Genomic DNA, 16,393 nt, shown 5'->3' on the forward strand with positions numbered 1-16,393 from the left:
TGCAACTTTCGGGCCCAGTGGTGGGCGCTGCCACACGCCTCCATTCCGATCAGAGTAGGCGGCATGTTGGCAAAAAATGCGGCCATTTGTTCACGTTTAATCTGCTTCTTCAATACAACCTTGCCAAATTCATTGACCCCGTGCACCTGAAACACATTCTTTGCCAAGTCAATGCCAATAGTTGTAGCCTTCATGGTGGACGCTCCTATCTGTGAGGTGGTTGTTACGCAACTCCACTTTGGCACATCGATGCCGTTTAGGGTGGGGGCGTCCATTCCATTGCTTTGGGTCGGCGCAGGTTGGGGCCAAATGCAGACATCCATGTATGACTGCTCTGAGGCTGCAAAATATCTGGAAAATTCGAGGCAATCCTCGGTTTCACTTTAACTATCCAGCCTCCACGAAACACGGGGCGATTCAATCCGTGTCCATGTGGCAGTGGGGTGAAATACAAGAAGTGTCATGGCCTTTAACGCCAATTGGGACCTCGGGCCATGAGTTGCCGTTCGTGAATGTCGACTAAGCGGGGAAATATCTTCGCGTTGAATCAGATCTGCACGCTTGGCAATTTTAGGATACGGGGTAAACCGACGATATGGTTTTTTAGCCATTGGAGAAAACTGTCTTTGTCTCATCTGTGCCTGGCAAGAGGACTTTATGACCAACTACGGTATTGACAACACGCAGCTCATTGATGCGATCAATAGCGCGCGTCGCTCCTCCCTTAGCAAAACTGTCGGCGTGCCATCGGTCGCGTCACACAACTTGATGTGTAACGCTTGGCAGGATTCGTCTAAGACACTTGAACAATTGCGACAATTTGAAGGTTCCAAGGCGCTGATTTCGGTACCAGCATTCGGGGAACATGGCTTTGAACCGCAGCTTGGCAGATTCCGATTTTCATTAATTTTTATGTATGGATTTTGCTCACCAGACCCAAAAATGATGCGGGTCCAACACCGTCGTAACCCCAGTCTAGAAACAATGCACAGAAAAATAAGCGCTCTTGACCGCTTTGGAGTGCAGCAGAAGTCCGGAATCAGCCTGGAACTGGCACCCGCATTGCAGCGAAAGCAGTGTCTCAACAAATCATATAGATTTTGGGTTTATGGCAATCACGTCCCGTCCTCCAGACATTGAGGCAGAGATTACGCTTCTTGCGACTGAGTTTGGTGGGCGCCGTTCTGCTGCGAAGTCAGGGTATCGACCATCTCATGATTTCGGCCTTGACTCACTGAACGATGCTGCCCATGAATACATTGGAAAGGAGTCAGTTTCGCCAGGTCAAAGTGCAAAAGCAAACCTATGGCTACTGGTACCAGAGTATCAAAATGGTCGACTCTATCCGGGCTTTAAATTCACTGTGCAAGAGGGTCCACGCATTGTTGGTCATGGTGTGGTCGTAACTGTCATTAATCCCATTCTTGAGAAGCGTATTTAGCTCGAATTGGAGCGACCGCTTTGGAGCAGAATGTAAGACCGCTTCCAGCCTATTGAAGGCTGCCATCTGGAAAAACCCAAAATTCAGGCCAACGACTCTTCAAGGCTGATAGCGGGTGCTCCCGATAGTCGGCTTCCCGGTTGTCCAGTTCAGCCCTGTTCAGCAGCCATTCATGGCCTTCGCCATCGTGCCCTTACCGGAAGTAGCCGTCCACGATTTGGATCCTCCAAACCGGACGTTGGCTATGGATTGTCGCCGTCATACCAGCCACCGATCTGGGACGACGGTGATGTGCAAGTGAGTGACGGGATGTAAATCGAGTCAGCAGACTGGGATGTGGCGGCACAACCGTCACCGGACTATGAGGTTGATCAGCGTATCAATCGATGACCCAGCCAAGCGGCTACCTTGAAGCGTTGCGGGGTAACAGTGCCCGAGCCTGCGCAAATGACTCTATCGTCAGGCGCAGTTTGGTGAGACCACGTCACGGAGCCAGTCATCGACAGAGTTTTTTCGTGGTTTGATACCACCTCTGTCTGACGATACTTGGCTTCGTGTGGTTGGAAAGCCTATCCGTCGAGGCCCGGTCTGGCGTGTCAGGCCTTGCGTCGGCGTGCAACGGCTGCGCCAGCTAGCGCCAAGCCGACTAACGCCAACGTGGCAGGCTCGGGAACAGTGCCGCGCGTATAGGTCAGCGTGTCGATCGCAACTTGAGTGCCGCCGTCGTGAAACACAACTTTGCGCACGTTGCTGGCTGCGAACGAGGCATTCCCGAAAAGGCCGACACCACCGGAACTGAACGTCTCAAGTAGCAGGTCTGCAGCGTCGTACAACTCTGCAACGAAAGTGACCCCCTGGCCCGACACCGCCCAAGTCATGCCGAGTGCAGAGATGTCCTCGCCAAAAATCACCGATCCAGAACTGCCGTTGTTGGTAATGCCAAAACCGTCGTCCGGCAGGCGGGGGTCGGCGCCGAAGCGTATAGCGGTTGTGAAATTGGCAATGCCGTAGCTCTGGTAGAACGTTGTGCCGTCCAGAACCCCGAGGCCTGGGGCGCCGGCTTCGTTGAATGTGACAGTCACCGGCGTGGCTTGACTGGCGACTGAAGCACCCGCCAGCGTGACAGCCAGCAAAATCGAGCGAATCAGGTTATTGGACATATTGAATTCTCCAGCTTGTGATAGTCAAGACGCTGCAAGACCTATGCCACCCATTTAAATCAACAACTTACGATTGGTCAGTTTCTGAGCTGTAAAGCATTCCGACATAATATTGAAAAGAAAATCCAACCAGCTTTCGGGAAGCACGGCTGACGCCGGGTGCAGGCGTCAATCGTCGATTTCCGGTCGGCATGCATCACGATTTGCTGAATGGACCGCCGAATTGCACCCAAAGCACTGCTTGATGTCTGGAAAATGACCGCTGACGGCCACTATTCAGGCATCAGGCACGAGCCTCCTACCAGGTGATGCGCTGATCGAACTCGGTCTCCGGTGCGGGCTGGGCTGATGTATCCCACTGACGATCGCTGCCCACCTGTTCTGCCGCCGCCGCCCACCTTGGCGCATGGCTTTGTCCGGTCGTGCTGTGATGATAGCGGGCACGACTGCTTTGTGGCCAATTGCTGCGAAGGCCGTTGCGTGTGCCCGTCGTGCAACACGCGGCAAATGGAGGAGGCGGCCGCACACCTGACGAACTATGTTTTCCCGCACCTGCCTGTGCGCCAATGGATGCTGTCGGTCCCGAAGCGCCTGCGTCACTTCACGCAGCGCCACGAGGCAGTGCTCAACATGGTGCTGCGAATTTATCTGCGGATCGTCGCGCAAAGCCTGCGTGCCCACTGCGCTGGTGCGACCCAAGTGAACAAGGCGGCGCCACACATTGACGCAATGGCCTTCATCCACCGCTTCGGCTCCAGCCTGAACGGGCATGCGCACTTCCACGCCTGCGTGGTCGACGGGGTGTTTGAGGAATTAGCAAGAGACCACTGGACTTCCCTGAAGCGGGTATACACAGGTGTCGGCTTCCGACCATATAGCCGGTACCCGTTTTGACGAAATGTGCGCCACTTTGCTGCCTGTCGTTCCCTGGTTGCCAACGGCTGCTATAGAGCAGGCAGATCGCAAGTCTCTAAGACCGGAACCGCTGCAATGCGGGTGCCCGTTCCAGGCTGGAAGCATGTGCAGCAGATCGGGTTCTGCCTGCTCCAGACCGAACATTGACAGCCAGGGGGACCCGCCCACTCATCCGACGAGTACCCCAGGTCACTTTCGATGCACCCTTCCACGTTCCCGGAAGGGTCATGCACTGCCAGGCATGAAAAAATATCAAAAAGCATACAATTTTGTTATAAATTGATGTTTTTTGATATTTAAATAACTGGTGGTCACATGAATCAGACGGCAACAATGCCTCACAACACAACAAGCTTCACTGCATCAGAAGCGGGCATCTCAGACCTTGCCCTCAGCGAATTCCTGGCCTTCAAACTCGGTGAGGAAGAGTACGGTATCGACATCTTGCGGGTGCAGGAAATCCGCTCCTTTGAGCGCCCCACCCGCATGGCCAATGCACCCGAGCACATCCTGGGTGTGGTCAACCTGCGCGGTGTGATCGTGCCGATTGTGGACATGCGCATCAAGTTCAAGCTCAGCCCGGTGAACTACGACAGCTTCACCGTGGTGATTGTTCTGAACATTGGCACCCGTGTTGTTGGCATGGTGGTTGATGGTGTCTCCGATGTCATCACCCTGAGCCCGCAGCAATTACGCCCGGTTCCCGAATTTTCATCTGCCATCGGCAGTGATCACCTGCTGGCCATTGGTTCGCTGGAGAACCGCATGCTCATTCTGATCGACATCGAGAAGCTCATGAACAGTGCGGACCTGGGTCTGTTTCCCGAACTTGTGCATTGAGCGTTTCACTTACAGCTTATTGAGGGAGTCAACATGGAATTTGCAACAACCTGAATATCGTCACCCACTCGAAAGTGCACCTGGGTTCTTGACGCCGATGCTGTTTGGCGTTGGCTATATCAGCTCTAACGGGTCGATAAGGTAAGAGGTTGCCACAGAACCATGAGCACAACCGACAACCAAGATCAGGATTGCAGCGCCAACCAATAACGCTCGACATTGGGAGTCTTTTTTACTTCCAACTCTTGTAATTGCTGCACAACCAGCTGCAAAAAAAGTCACTTTAACGCGATCAAAGATCGCGCCCGTCAACCATTTAAAAGTGACATCCACTTTGTCACCCGGAGTTCATCCATGAGAACCAATTTGCCCGTCACCCAGAGTGAATACCAGTTTCCGGCTTCGGAAACCCTTCTGTCCACCACCGACACCAACAGCCACATCGGCTACGCCAATGCCGCGTTCATTCGTACCAGCGGTTTCTCGCCTGAACAGTTGCTGGGACAACCCCACAACATGGTGCGTCACCCTGACATGCCGGTGGAGGCTTTTGCCGACATGTGGCACAGCTTGAAGGAAGGACAAACCTGGCGTGCCCTGGTGAAGAATCGGCGTAGCAATGGCGACCATCACTGGGTTGTTGCCAATGCGGCGCCGATGCGTCGGCACGGGAAGTTGACAGGTTATTTATCGGTCCGCACAAAACCAACACGCACCCAGATTGATGCTGCGCAGACGAGGTATCAGCAGTTCAAGGAAGGGACAGCTTCAGGTCTGGCGTTTCACCGCGGGCTGATTGTGCGCACCGGCTTAATGCGCTGGAGCAGCACGTTGCAACTCTTGCCCACCGCCTGGCGAGTGCGCCTGCCGTTGCTTGCCCTGGGTGTTGCTGCCGAAACAGCCCTAACCTGGTCTGATCTGACTGGCGGTGTGTTGGCAGGGGCGGCGGCGGTCATTGCAGTTAGCCTGCTGCTGGTCGACTGGTTTATTGAGGCACAGATCACGACACCGCTGGGCCAAGTGGCGCAGGCTGCACAACAAGTTGCCAGCGGAGAGGCAGCACCTGATCTAAACATGGACCGTTGCGATGACATTGGCCTGATGGCCAGATCCGTCAACCAGGCAGGACTAAACCTGCAATCCTTGGTGGCTGATGTGTTTGAGCAAGCCCAGGGTGTGCAAGTGGCCAGCCAACAAATTGCTGCAGCTACCGCAGATCTGTCCAGCCGAACCGAACAAGCGGCCTCCAGCCTGGAGCAGACAGCTGCTGCCATGGAGCAGCAGACCGCCTCGGTCAAACAGAATTCAGACACGGCGCATCAAGCCAGCCAGCTGGCCCTGACTGCTACGCATGTGGCCGAAAAAGGTGGACAGGCGATGGCCAAAGTGGAGAGCACCATGACACTGATCAGTGCGTCCAGCCGCAAGATTGCCGACATCATCAGCGTCATTGATGGCATCGCCTTCCAGACAAACATCTTGGCGCTGAACGCTGCGGTGGAAGCCGCACGCGCAGGCGATCAGGGGCGTGGCTTTGCTGTGGTGGCCAGCGAGGTCCGCAGCCTTGCAGGACGTTCGGCGGCGGCGGCCAAAGAAATCAAGGTACTGATAGATGACTCCGTCGGCGACGTGGAAAGTGGATCGCGCCTGGTGGCAGATGCAGGGGGCACGATGAATGAAGTTGTTACTCAGGTCAAACGTGTCAATGACCTGATGGCAGAGATCACCGTGGCATCCAAGGAGCAATCAGCAGGCATATCCCAGGTGGGTATGGCCGTGGCGCAACTTGACCAGATGATTCAGCAGAACGCAGCCATGGTGGAGCAAAGCAGCGCTGCGGCAACCAGCATGGGTGCTCAGGCGCAGAGACTGGTGGAGGCGGTCAAGGTGTTCTCTGTTTGATCCATCGGTAGTCACAGGGGACGTGACTCGGCGTTTAGGTGACACGCCCAGGATAGCTTTGAAGGCAGCTTTGAGCCAGTTCTTGGATACCCCAACGCACTCCACATGTCTACCTTTGCTGAAACCGATAGATAGGGCAACCAATTCGGGCACGGTTGAGCACGTGCTCAACACCCTGGCCCATCTCAAGGACCAATCCCGGCTCATGACGGTTGGTGAAGTAGATACGCCACTGACGCTACAAACCCCACCGCTGGCCAACGTGACGCGCTACGACAGCCTGCGAGGCGGTGAGATTGAGGTCAGCTATGTCCAATGACATCGTGACCGCATTGAAGGGTTTGAGTTTGCACGGCATGGCCAGTGCATGGCCGGAAGTGTTGGGTACGGCGCGCATCAAGACACTGGACCATGAGACGGTGCTGCACCAGTTGCTCAAGGCAGAAGCTGCGCAACGTGAGGTGCGTTCCATGGCGTACCAGATGCGGGTGGCCCGTTTCCAGTCGCATCGGGACTTGGCCGGGTTTGACTTCGCCCAGGCTGGTGTGGATGAGGGTTTGATTCGGGACTTGCACCAGATGAAGTTTTTGGAATCTGCACACAACGTGGTGTTCATTGGCGGACCAGGCACGGGCAAGACGCATCTGGCCACCAGCCTAGGCGTAGAAGCTATCCGTAACCATGGCAAACGGGTGCGTTTCTTCTCTACGGTGGAGTTGGTCAATGCCCTGGAATTAGAGAAGGCGCAAGGCAAGTCAGGACAGATGGCTTACCGGTTGATGTACGTGGACATGGTGATCCTTGATGAGATGGGGTACTTGCCTTTTACCCAGGCGGGCGGGGCATTGCTGGTTCATTTGTTGTCCAAACTGTACGAGCGCACCAGCGTGGTGATCACCACCAATCTGAGCTTCTCGGAGTGGGCCAATGTGTTTGGAGACCCAAGGATGACGACAGCGCTGTTGGACCGACTGACCCATCACTGCCACATCGTGGAGACGGGCAATGAGAGCTGGAGATTCAAGAATTCCAGTGCGCAGGTACGAACACCACGCAAGACAAGTAAACCGAAATCAGGGAAAGGAGACCATCAAGAACAAGCCAATGACGTAGACTTATCCACAACCGAATAGCCAAATTTATCTTTAACCAGGTGGCTCAATATTGATCCGAAATGCTGGATCAGTTTGTCTCCGGAATCAACATTCCATGCGCTTTATCTGGCGTTCCGAGGAGGAACGAGCTTGGCTCGATATGGTGCCAATTGGCCGTGAATTTGGAAGTCCTGATTACGAACGACTGGAGCAGGAAGACCATCAAAGGAGGCAGGCCAACTTGGACGAACTTGTCTCCATATCAACGCAACAAGCGAGTGGAGTTCCGAACTCGGCAGAATGGGATCCCCAAGCCGCAACCAACGTGCAGAAAGCGTTACTGGAAATGGGCCATGACGTCAGCGCAGCAGTTGCTGTCGAGGTGTGGCGTCAATGTTCACAATCGCTGAAAGCTAGTTGGATGGGTGGTCCTGAATCGGTGGTGAGGGCCAAAATGATGCTGATTTGCCATTGCAATGGTATGCCAAGTGTTGGGCTAACATTGAAGCCATGACCACTGCTGCAGGACTTGTCATCGCATTTGCACTGATAGCCATTGGCGGTGTCGGATTGGCGGTGTTTGCCATCATGCACCGTGAGCGTCTGCCTGGGGATTCGGGTTCAAACCCAGGAAGTAAATGAGTGCATTGGTGCCAACAGTGGCATACCCTACCAGTGAAGATTAGCGTTGCATAGCTTCTGGGTCGACATAGCCCAGATCTGCATACACATTAGCAGTGCCAACTTCAATTGCCTCGGCCATCTGTTGACTCATCTCTTGGGTGGTCGCCAGACTTCGGCTATTCAGCGTCACGTTGCACATGCTGTGGCTCATTCGAACCGCTATCGCGTTTGATTCGGTACTTTTTCGCCTCAGAATTCAGATAGAGGCCACCACCAAAGATGATGCAGCTAACAATGAAAAGCAGCAAGTAATCGAACATCAGTCAGTCTCCAGGATGTGACTCATTCAGCGTTATCAGCATCACTCTTGGGCTTCGAGCTGGGGCTCACATCCTCTAACCTGTGCGTGTTGACGTAAAGCCCAATTCCGCACAGAACAAAGGTAAAAATAACAAAAGCAATCAGCAATTCGTTTGACATTTTGTGTAGCCAATTATTTAGGAAAACTACTCTGGCAACCCTCTATTTGTCGCGTTTGATGCGGTATTCATTGACGCCTCGCTATTTTGTTCGTAAGTCTAAGCCCAACGTGGCTTTTCTCAACAGTGAGATTGGTAGACTTGAGTGGTGATTCAGAGTCACTTTCGCAGAAATGAGTTGATTGAGTCGCCTCAGAAAGGGTTGCGCTGCGCAACCCCAACCGGGCGCAACAGGCAAAGGGCACGACATGGACATTCTTGTTTTGAGCATCGTTGCTGGTCTCATTAGTGTTTTTGGCCTCTGGGTCGCAACGCGGCCTGTTTCTGAGGAGGTTGCAAAGGAGAAGACGAACAAGATGCGAGTCTCTCGTCGACCTTTGGTGACACCTCGCCCGCGAAGAGTTCGGCTGTTGAGCAACAGAAGATAGAAATTGCAATAGCCTCCCCTCATTCGCGCTGAGTAGGGTGCCCAGACCATTGCCGGGCTGCGACGACCGGCTGACTGTACTGAACAAACGTCGAAGTCGTGGGACGTAGCAATCCGCCTTTTGCCCCCTTGTTCTCCAGCAGAACGGAGCTTGTAAGGGTTAACTCAGCCGCTGCGGTGTTTCTTCGGCGCGGATGAAATTGGCCGCTGCACCGTTGGCTCAACCATGACTCAGATGCAAAATGTCACTGCCCATGCAGTGTCTTTGGCACTGCATGATCTGCATACCCTAGTTCGCAAAACTTGCTCAATCCTCGTAGCTGGAGATGTTGGATGACGGATCAGTCGCATAGATTGCTCGCCATTGTGGCTGTCGATCAAGCACACCGCGTTCGCTGTCAACAACCGCACTGCGGGCACGGTGTCTATGCTCGGATTCATGTTGTCGAAGAGGGTGGTCAACTGCTTGTCTTGGGATCGGACTGCTTTGCAAAGCGGTATGGTGCTGTCCAGACGTCTGGTGTCCATGGGCAGGGCGGTGGCGGCGGGAGGGTGCTTACAGAGGCAGAACGTGAACTGTTGGTCAACAACACACGAGCGTTGCTGGAGCAGTTTGAGGCTGAGCGCCGCAGGGCGCTGGAGTTGGCAGAAGAAAAACGCCTTCAGGACCAAGCGCAAGAGGCCGCCAGACAAAAGGCGATGGTTGAGAAACTGAGGTCGCTAAAAGCCCTGTCTGAGCTACGAAGTCCATCCAGTCACGTCCTGCAACCAGACAACACAAGACCATTGGAGTCCCAGCAGACGCCTCTGGAAGTAACTCCCACGCCAGCATGGGCGAGTCTGAAGAAAGAGCCTTCCTCGCTTTTTGCGTATGGTGTAGGTGAGGGCCAATGCTGGGTGCTCATTCAATCAGCCACCCATGCTGGTTGTTTCATTGCCCCGGCCCCAGATGCGTTTGAGTCTTGGGATGAGGCATTGCCGCCCAGCATGGGTCGCCCAGACCTGGACCGTCAAGTCTATGTGAGCGAAAAATCTATCAACGAGTTGGTTGGGTGGTTTATGCAGCGCCGCCCCAAAAGCAGTCGTATTGACAGCGATCCCGTGGCGATTCAGCGCTATGCGCTTGAATGTGCAAAATCTGTCAGCTAACCCGAGCCACTCACAAACGATCCAATCGATCACAGCAGTACCGCGTTGCCATCGCCGATTTTTCTGTACGAGAAAGTGGCGCGACCATTGGCTTTGACTTAACTGGGGTGCTGCACCGTCCCAGCCCCGCTAATCATCTACTGATGCAACACCCGATTGAGTAATTCTGCCAACCTTGAACCAGCTGCCACCAACTGGTTCTCCATCACCGGCGTGAATGCCTGAACGTAGTCCTGGCCCACAAATCGACCCGGATAGAAACCCTTACTGGCCACGATCCTGCAGGAAGCCTGGGCAGCCCGGGCCGCGTTCCACGGTGCTGTCGAGCTCTTGAGGGTCTTGACCAACAGACGTTGGCTCAGAGTGTCCGTGTCTTCCTGCAAAGTCTTGATCAGTCCACTGTCCCAGAAGGCATGCAGGTTGCTTCCTTTTCCGAAGGCCTGTATCTGGTAGCTGTTGCCGCCCCGGTCATCACCATACCCTGCATGCAAGGGCTGGTGCACATCACCAACGAAGTGAACCAGGTACTTCAGTGCCAGAAGTCTTTTGTCATCCGAGGTTTTTGAAGCCAGCACCTCGGTTTGCTTTTCGATGGCTTCCACCGCACACTGGCCATCGGGACAATCGCGCTCACGCTGGTACACACAGGACTCCCTGGGGAAGTTCACATAGTGCCAACGTGCCGTGCTGGGACTGCGGTGCTCATCGGCCCAGGTGGAGATGGAGGCCAGTGTTTCTCCGGGCTCCAGTGCCAGTAGCCGGGACACTTCTGCCTTGGCCTGTGGTGTCAGCTGAGCCCAGGCCAGATTGGCAATGACATGATGGCCTTGTACGCCCCAGGCCTGGACCTGGGAGGCACCGAGCCACAGACTCAGCCACAAGCCCAGACTCAGAAGGCGCACAAGCAGCTTCATACGCCTGAGAGATCGTCCTGCTTAGGCCTGAGCCTCAGGCGTCGCAACTGTCTGGACTTCAGGCTGGACTGGTGTCGGAGCAGGTGCAGCTGCAGGCGCTGTTGTCGCAGCTGGTGCAGGGGTAGTTGCCTGTACCGGGGTCTTCTCAGGAGCTGCTGCTGGTGTTTTTGCCGGTGCCGGGCTCTTCTTGGTTGCCTTGGCCGCCACCTTGACCAGCTTGTAGCTGCCCTGAGGACCGGCCACCAGACGGCCCTCTTTGATCAGGCGAGCCAGCGCCGCAGTCATGGAGCCCACGGGAATATTGGTCTCTTTGGAAATCGCAGTCTGGATGATGTGCTCAAACTTGTCGGTGTTGAGAATCTTCAACAAATAGGCCAGGAGCTTGGCGGGGTTGCCTTGGAGTTCCTGGGTGGCAACTGCTGTGGTACCGCCTTTGACCTTGGCGCCCTTGGCAATGGCTTTGGTCGCGGGCTGGGTTACTGGCGCTTTGCTGGTCGGTTTGCCTGTTGGGGTCTTGGCTGCGGTCTTCTTACCTTTTGCAAGCGGTGTAGCTGCTTTGGCGGTGGGTGCAGCGGTTGGCGCCTTGGTTGCCTTGGCCGTTTGTTTTCGGGTCGCTTTTTTCACCTTGACGGTGGTGGCGCTGAGGTCGACGGCTTTGGTGACAGTCTTCTTGGCCGCCTTCTTGGTGCCTGTGCTGGTGGGGGCGCTGGCAGGTGCGCTCAGGGCGCGAGTCTCGCGCACGATGGGCAGGTCTTCTTCGGTCAGTTCACCGGCAATGCGATAGAGCTCGCGCAGTTCTTCTTCGATGCCCGACAGCCTCTTGGACAGACGGGCTGTGACTTGCCAGCTTTCGATGAGGGCAGCGTTGCCCAGGCTGTAGGGGTTGTTGAGGACGGCGGCGTTGGCGCGTTGGGCGTAGGCTGCGACTTCACTTTTCAACTTTTCGTCGGCATGGAAGATGGCGGTACCGGCCTTTTGCAGGGCAGTGAGGGTGGAAGCAGAGATTGGCATGGGGCGCTGGTCCTTGGAGAAATGAGAGAGAAACTGTGAACAAGAAAGACGACTTCAAACGGGGTAGGACACCGGATGGATCAATAGAAGACGATCAGGGTCTCGGTTGTCCGGGCATCAGGTTTGGTCCTATAGGGAGCGGATTGTAGAAAGATGAAGGAAAAGCGTTGGTGCGGTGGCTGACTTGCCAGCGTTCAGCAATTGATGATGCTTTGTCTTTCACGACCCTCAAGCACGGACAAGTCGCAGCAGGGTGATCTCAGAAGGTGCACCAAAACGCTTGGGTGGTCCCCAGTACCCTGTTCCCCGGCTGGTGTAAACCCACAGGGACTGCAACCTATGTAGCCCCGCCGTGAAGGGCTGTTGCCATCTGACAAAGTGGTTCCAGGGCCAGAACTGGCCACCATGCGTGTGACCCGAGAGCTGCAGATCAAACCCCGCTTGCAGTGCATCAGGCGCACTGCGGGGCTGATGGGCCAGCAATAACTTGAACACAGCGTCAACCGGTGCACCGTTCATCGCCCGAGCAGGGTCACTGCGTTGTGCCTTGTCAAAGTGGTGGGCTCCGAAGTCTGTCACACCAGCCACCACCATCGTGGCAGGCTCAGGGTCCTGTGCATCATGGTGGTGGTGAATCACCACATGATCGTTCATCAGCACTTGGATACCCAAGCCTCTCAATGTATCGATCCAACCATGTACCCCGGAGTAATACTCATGGTTGCCGGTGACAAAGAAGCTGCCGTGTGTGGAAGTCAAATCCACCAGAGGCAACACGTCATCTCGCAGCTCTGCAACACTACCATCGACCAGATCACCGGTGATGGCCACCAGGTCAGCACCCAGGCTATTAACTCTGGTCACGATGCGCTGCAAATACGGGCCCTTGATGGTGGGGCCCAGATGAATGTCGCTGATCTGTGCAATCTGAAAGCCTTGCAGTGCGTCAGGCAGGTTGGCAATCGGGACATCGACTCTCACTACTGCTGCAGTTCGACGTGCATTGGAGAATCCCCACAACGTCACCAGCAGACCCAACACCGGCACCAACAGCGCCGAGTCAAAACGCAAGCTCGCAAGGTCAACGCTTGCAAGCGTTGCGGGCCAAACCCTGTCGAAACCCTGCATCACCAGCAGTGCGACTTCCCGCAGCAAAGCCAGTACAAAGAGAGATGACCCGAGCCCCATGCACAGCAGACCCAACCAGGTCAGAAGGGAGGCCAATTTGGGCCTGGCAACACGCCGCCCCAGAAACCCCATGGGAAGCAGCAGTGCCGATAGCAGCAGCGCCACCCAAAATGCCATGCCCAACAACGGGTGAACTGCAAGGAGATCGGGTGCTACTGTCCAGCCGACAAAGGCGTGCAGAAGGAAAGAAATCAGAAACAGGACAGAGACGGACATTCGGGAGGACGCATAGGAACTCGTCCATGCGCGGTAGCTGCAATGAAACCAGATGGTGGCGGTTGGGGTTGATTCAAGTCATGGACGACTGTCGCAGAAGGATGGATCACCGCGACAGTAACGACGCTCGATGGATCGATTTGAAGTTTGTGTCGTGAGGTTGATGCGTTTTTGTTGTCAGACTGGCGCCGCATATGTGCGAGTGTTAACGCCGATATTGGAATGACAGGGTTCTGGTACTTGTGTCGGTGACGGAGTGACACACCTGTAATGTTCTGCAAACTGCGGTGGACACCGCGTTCAAGCGGTGCTTTTGCCTATCAATCCCCAACCAGTAAAGAGGGCGAATTGGGTATCGGCGGCAACACTCTGGTCTTCTGGACGCCACCAATGCCTCGGTGACATTTGACAGAAGTTCTAAATCAGTCAATGTACGCATGATCATTGAATCCTCTTGATAGGCTCCATGAAGACCTTCCAGGCGCGGCACCCGACCATCAGGGCCCGTGCGTCAGCCAGGGCGTGGTGCGGTGGCCACTGCGGTGTGTAGGTGGCATTCTTGGCCTTGTCAAACACAGGATGCGCGATGGTGCGCCTGTCCAAGTGAAGTTTGTCCCCCACGTTGGGCGGTAGCTTCTTGTGGGTCACATCCAGCAAAACCGACGCCAATAGCAGCCAGTCCCCTTCAAAATCAAAGATGAGCGTGGCAGCTTCCGGCAATGTTTCAAACCACTCGTGCAGCCGCTGTGTGAGTTGTCTGCGGTCGCAGGAAGCTCCTGAGACACGGTTCAGAACTGGCAAAACTTCCTTGCGCACAAAGTCGCTGCACTCGTCTTGCTTGAAGTCCGTTCGCTCGGCGTAAAACTCCCGCCCGTCTTCGGCCACCAGCGCGAGGCTAATCAGGTCATGTTTGACAAAGTCGGTGAATTCCGTATCCAGAAAAACCAGCATGTCACCCGCAGCCTTTAAACATGGTCGTCACCGACCGTTGCGGTCCACCGTCCCAACACTGACCGGCCCTAGCTTACGCAGTAGGTAAAGGCCTGTTGCATCCAGACGGTAGATATGCGTGGTGGCGGTCCAAGGGTTGAGCAACACCAGCTCGCGCACGCGGCGCTCCTCCGGTTTGATTTCGGGCTTGTTCATTTCTGTTACCAAGTGAACGCCTCTTGGCGTTTGCGCAATGCAGCTTCGTCGGCCCGTTGAGCATCAGTCCGGTCTTCACCGTAGGTGACAAACAGTGGAAGGGGAAAGAGCGCATTGTGCTGCCAGATCGGCGGATCTTGCGAGACCCCATAGACCTGCAGAATTTCACTGTGCGTGAGGTGCTGGAGATTCACTGCATCGGCCAACGCATCAAGTTCCCGCTCAAGCTGGGCATCCAGATTGACCAAGTAAACACGGGCTTTGATCAACGCTGTGACACGCTCTGGCCAGCCCAGCTGCCATCGATTGGCGATGGACACAGCAATGGAGCCCATTTCCTCGATTTGCAGAGCGCCCTGTGGGCCGTAGATATCGCGGTTTAGAAGTTCTTCCATCGGGATTTCTTGAGATAAGTTTCAACTTTATCGGTTTTTGATATGACTCACTCTGGACATCATTCCCGCAAATCAAATTCGACTCCGATAGACGAACAGCTACTTGAAATTGCTAGCACCCCCAAGTAAGTAGTCCAGGCCCGTGTCATCCGTGGGCGTGTTTTGACAGGCAAGCTGCCTCCCAGTTGGATTTCCAGCTTAGGTCTAAACAGGCGGGCGTCGTGGTTCATCAAAAGTGGCTTCAATCTCGAGGCAACAACAGCAAATGCCTGGTCGGATTGAACCATCATCTGAAACCACTGTTCGACATAATTTGCAGAGAGCATCTCCGCGTACCAGCTGATGTATTTTCTGTAGAGCAGCAGAACGGCCAATGCGTCGACATGGCATATGCAGCTCAGGTCTTTGAGCGCGTCAACATCCATCTTCAGAACAGCGAACCACAAAGACCTGGCATTTGGGAATCTCTGTCGGAGATAAAGGGCTACGGGATCTGCAAGTTTTTCGCAGATTTTTTTCGCCTCCGTTTTAGTCAGCTGACGCGTTTTTAAAATTCTCCACAGGGGGGAGTGGAAGATATCGCTGGAACCAGGGGCATATTGCTCAGCCACCACCACCGCAGTTGGCCTCTTGCTGTCACCATGTCCGTTACCGAAAGGACTCACATCACCCCGACCGTACTTTCTCCACAACTGCGGTTGACGGTAGCCTCCTTTGTCATCTCGCGGAGCCGCACAGTCAGGATTGATCAGCCGTTCGATCTTTGCGAAATCCAACCCCAGCATCTCTCTGACCGTCCAAGCCCAATAGGCTGACTGACAACAATCAATTTCACACCTCCGGGGACGGCCTACCTTTTTCTGACCCATCCGCAACCTTTCACCAGTTTTAAAAAGAATATTAGATATTTCTTCTATTCAATGAATGATTGAAAGCACAAAAATCGATATCAGCATATCTTTTGATCAATGAACAGTCATGAAACCATTGATTTATATGCTAAGTGGTTTAAATCGGCAAATTCCGGGAATATCCACGATCATGAATATCACCCCAATGCAGCCACCGCCGTTACCTCTCGGGCAAACACTCACCGAACAATATGGTCACCTAGTCGGAGGTGCCGACCTCGCCAAATTATTGGGATTTCGCAGCACAGACACCCTGCGTAAAGCAGTGGCCAATGGCACTTTGACATTGTCAACATTCACGGTCCCAGGCCGCCAAGGCCGATTTGCACTGACCAGCGACGTCGCCGACTGGCTCCTGTCACTCAGGAATGGAGGCGCCCCAAAAAACTCAGAGAGGGACAACTGATTCGTCTTGGCCCTCTTCTGGCCAGACCCGTGTTCGAGCAATCGATTGCCTTTGTTGGAAACAGCGCAGAACGTCTAAGGACCATCGCGCCCACCCCAAAAAACAGACCGCAGAAAGGAACCCAATGACTTAAAAGCTCAAAAAAAAACGACGTGAGGTCGGCAAACCACACGTC

The 16,393-nt window shown here is 54.6% G+C and carries 17 protein-coding genes and 2 pseudogenes; 10 read left to right on the forward strand and 9 right to left on the reverse strand.

What is annotated here, in order from left to right; genetic code table 11:
• Nucleotides 1–194, reverse strand: a pseudogene (locus KKO72_RS07745) (IS110 family transposase); the annotation flags it as partial.
• A gap of 195 nt (nt 195–389) precedes the next feature.
• Here KKO72_RS07745 and KKO72_RS21365 point away from each other — a divergent pair.
• Nucleotides 390–473, forward strand: a complete 84-nt coding sequence (locus KKO72_RS21365) for an SEC-C metal-binding domain-containing protein (RefSeq protein WP_371736849.1) — start codon at nt 390–392, stop codon at nt 471–473.
• Nucleotides 474–657: 184 nt separating this feature from the next.
• A complete protein-coding gene (locus KKO72_RS07755; protein ID WP_214937076.1) occupies nt 658–1,140 on the forward strand; it encodes a hypothetical protein in 483 nt (160 codons plus the stop codon).
• A gap of 897 nt (nt 1,141–2,037) precedes the next feature.
• Here the strand turns inward: KKO72_RS07755 and KKO72_RS20925 are convergent.
• Entirely contained in the window at nt 2,038–2,601 is a 564-nt protein-coding gene (locus tag KKO72_RS20925; RefSeq protein ID WP_251140531.1) for a PEP-CTERM sorting domain-containing protein, read from the reverse strand.
• Between the two features lie 402 nt (nt 2,602–3,003).
• Between KKO72_RS20925 and KKO72_RS07765 the strand changes: the two are divergent.
• The 7 genes and pseudogenes from KKO72_RS07765 to KKO72_RS07795 form a co-directional block, all read left to right on the forward strand.
• Nucleotides 3,004–3,495: pseudogene (locus KKO72_RS07765) on the forward strand (transposase zinc-binding domain-containing protein); the annotation flags it as partial.
• 354 nt (nt 3,496–3,849) lie between these two features.
• On the forward strand, nt 3,850–4,356 hold the full coding sequence (locus tag KKO72_RS07770; RefSeq protein WP_214937080.1) for a chemotaxis protein CheW: 507 nt from the start codon (nt 3,850–3,852) through the stop codon (nt 4,354–4,356).
• A 354-nt stretch (nt 4,357–4,710) separates the two neighbouring features.
• A complete protein-coding gene (locus KKO72_RS07775; RefSeq protein WP_214937082.1) occupies nt 4,711–6,258 on the forward strand; it encodes a PAS domain-containing methyl-accepting chemotaxis protein in 1,548 nt (515 codons plus the stop codon).
• 163 nt (nt 6,259–6,421) lie between these two features.
• Nucleotides 6,422–6,577 (forward strand): hypothetical protein, encoded by a 156-nt coding sequence (locus KKO72_RS07780; RefSeq protein WP_214937084.1) that lies wholly within the window; start codon nt 6,422–6,424, stop codon nt 6,575–6,577.
• The gene (gene istB / locus KKO72_RS07785; protein WP_214937086.1) at nt 6,567–7,391 is read left to right on the forward strand and encodes an IS21-like element helper ATPase IstB; all 825 of its coding nucleotides are present in this window, start codon (nt 6,567–6,569) and stop codon (nt 7,389–7,391) included. The genes KKO72_RS07780 and istB overlap by 11 nt, the downstream gene beginning before the upstream one ends.
• A gap of 76 nt (nt 7,392–7,467) precedes the next feature.
• Nucleotides 7,468–7,866 carry a hypothetical protein gene (locus KKO72_RS07790; protein WP_214937088.1) on the forward strand — a complete coding sequence of 133 codons (399 nt, stop codon included), beginning with the start codon at nt 7,468–7,470 and terminating at the stop codon, nt 7,864–7,866.
• A 1,349-nt stretch (nt 7,867–9,215) separates the two neighbouring features.
• A complete protein-coding gene (locus KKO72_RS07795) occupies nt 9,216–10,031 on the forward strand; it encodes a hypothetical protein (protein WP_214937090.1) in 816 nt (271 codons plus the stop codon).
• Between the two features lie 137 nt (nt 10,032–10,168).
• Here the strand turns inward: KKO72_RS07795 and KKO72_RS07800 are convergent, their stop codons facing one another.
• The 7 genes from KKO72_RS07800 to KKO72_RS07830 all read right to left on the reverse strand — a co-directional run bounded on the left by KKO72_RS07800 (nt 10,169) and on the right by KKO72_RS07830 (nt 15,686).
• Nucleotides 10,169–10,945 (reverse strand): S1/P1 nuclease, encoded by a 777-nt coding sequence (locus KKO72_RS07800; RefSeq protein WP_214937092.1) that lies wholly within the window; start codon nt 10,943–10,945, stop codon nt 10,169–10,171.
• Nucleotides 10,946–10,966: 21 nt separating this feature from the next.
• Nucleotides 10,967–11,956: a hypothetical protein gene (locus tag KKO72_RS07805; protein WP_214937094.1), complete on the reverse strand. Its 990-nt coding sequence runs from the start codon at nt 11,954–11,956 to the stop codon at nt 10,967–10,969.
• Between the two features lie 228 nt (nt 11,957–12,184).
• Nucleotides 12,185–13,027 (reverse strand): metallophosphoesterase, encoded by an 843-nt coding sequence (locus tag KKO72_RS07810; RefSeq protein ID WP_371736846.1) that lies wholly within the window; start codon nt 13,025–13,027, stop codon nt 12,185–12,187.
• Nucleotides 13,028–13,801: 774 nt separating this feature from the next.
• Complete coding sequence (locus tag KKO72_RS07815) at nt 13,802–14,311, reverse strand: 3'-5' exoribonuclease (protein ID WP_214937098.1); 510 nt, start codon at nt 14,309–14,311, stop codon at nt 13,802–13,804.
• A gap of 27 nt (nt 14,312–14,338) precedes the next feature.
• On the reverse strand, nt 14,339–14,506 hold the full coding sequence (locus tag KKO72_RS07820) for a hypothetical protein (protein ID WP_214937100.1): 168 nt from the start codon (nt 14,504–14,506) through the stop codon (nt 14,339–14,341).
• Between the two features lie 5 nt (nt 14,507–14,511).
• Nucleotides 14,512–14,901 (reverse strand): hypothetical protein, encoded by a 390-nt coding sequence (locus KKO72_RS07825; protein WP_214937103.1) that lies wholly within the window; start codon nt 14,899–14,901, stop codon nt 14,512–14,514.
• A gap of 59 nt (nt 14,902–14,960) precedes the next feature.
• Nucleotides 14,961–15,686: a hypothetical protein gene (locus tag KKO72_RS07830; RefSeq protein ID WP_214937105.1), complete on the reverse strand. Its 726-nt coding sequence runs from the start codon at nt 15,684–15,686 to the stop codon at nt 14,961–14,963.
• A 193-nt stretch (nt 15,687–15,879) separates the two neighbouring features.
• Here KKO72_RS07830 and KKO72_RS07835 point away from each other — a divergent pair, with 193 nt between their 5' ends.
• On the forward strand, nt 15,880–16,218 hold the full coding sequence (locus KKO72_RS07835) for a hypothetical protein (protein ID WP_214937106.1): 339 nt from the start codon (nt 15,880–15,882) through the stop codon (nt 16,216–16,218).
• Nucleotides 16,219–16,393: the final 175 nt, after the last annotated feature.

Source organism: Rhodoferax sp. U11-2br (assembly GCF_018619435.1).
In the GTDB taxonomy this organism is placed as follows: Bacteria; Pseudomonadota; Gammaproteobacteria; order Burkholderiales; family Burkholderiaceae_C; genus Rhodoferax.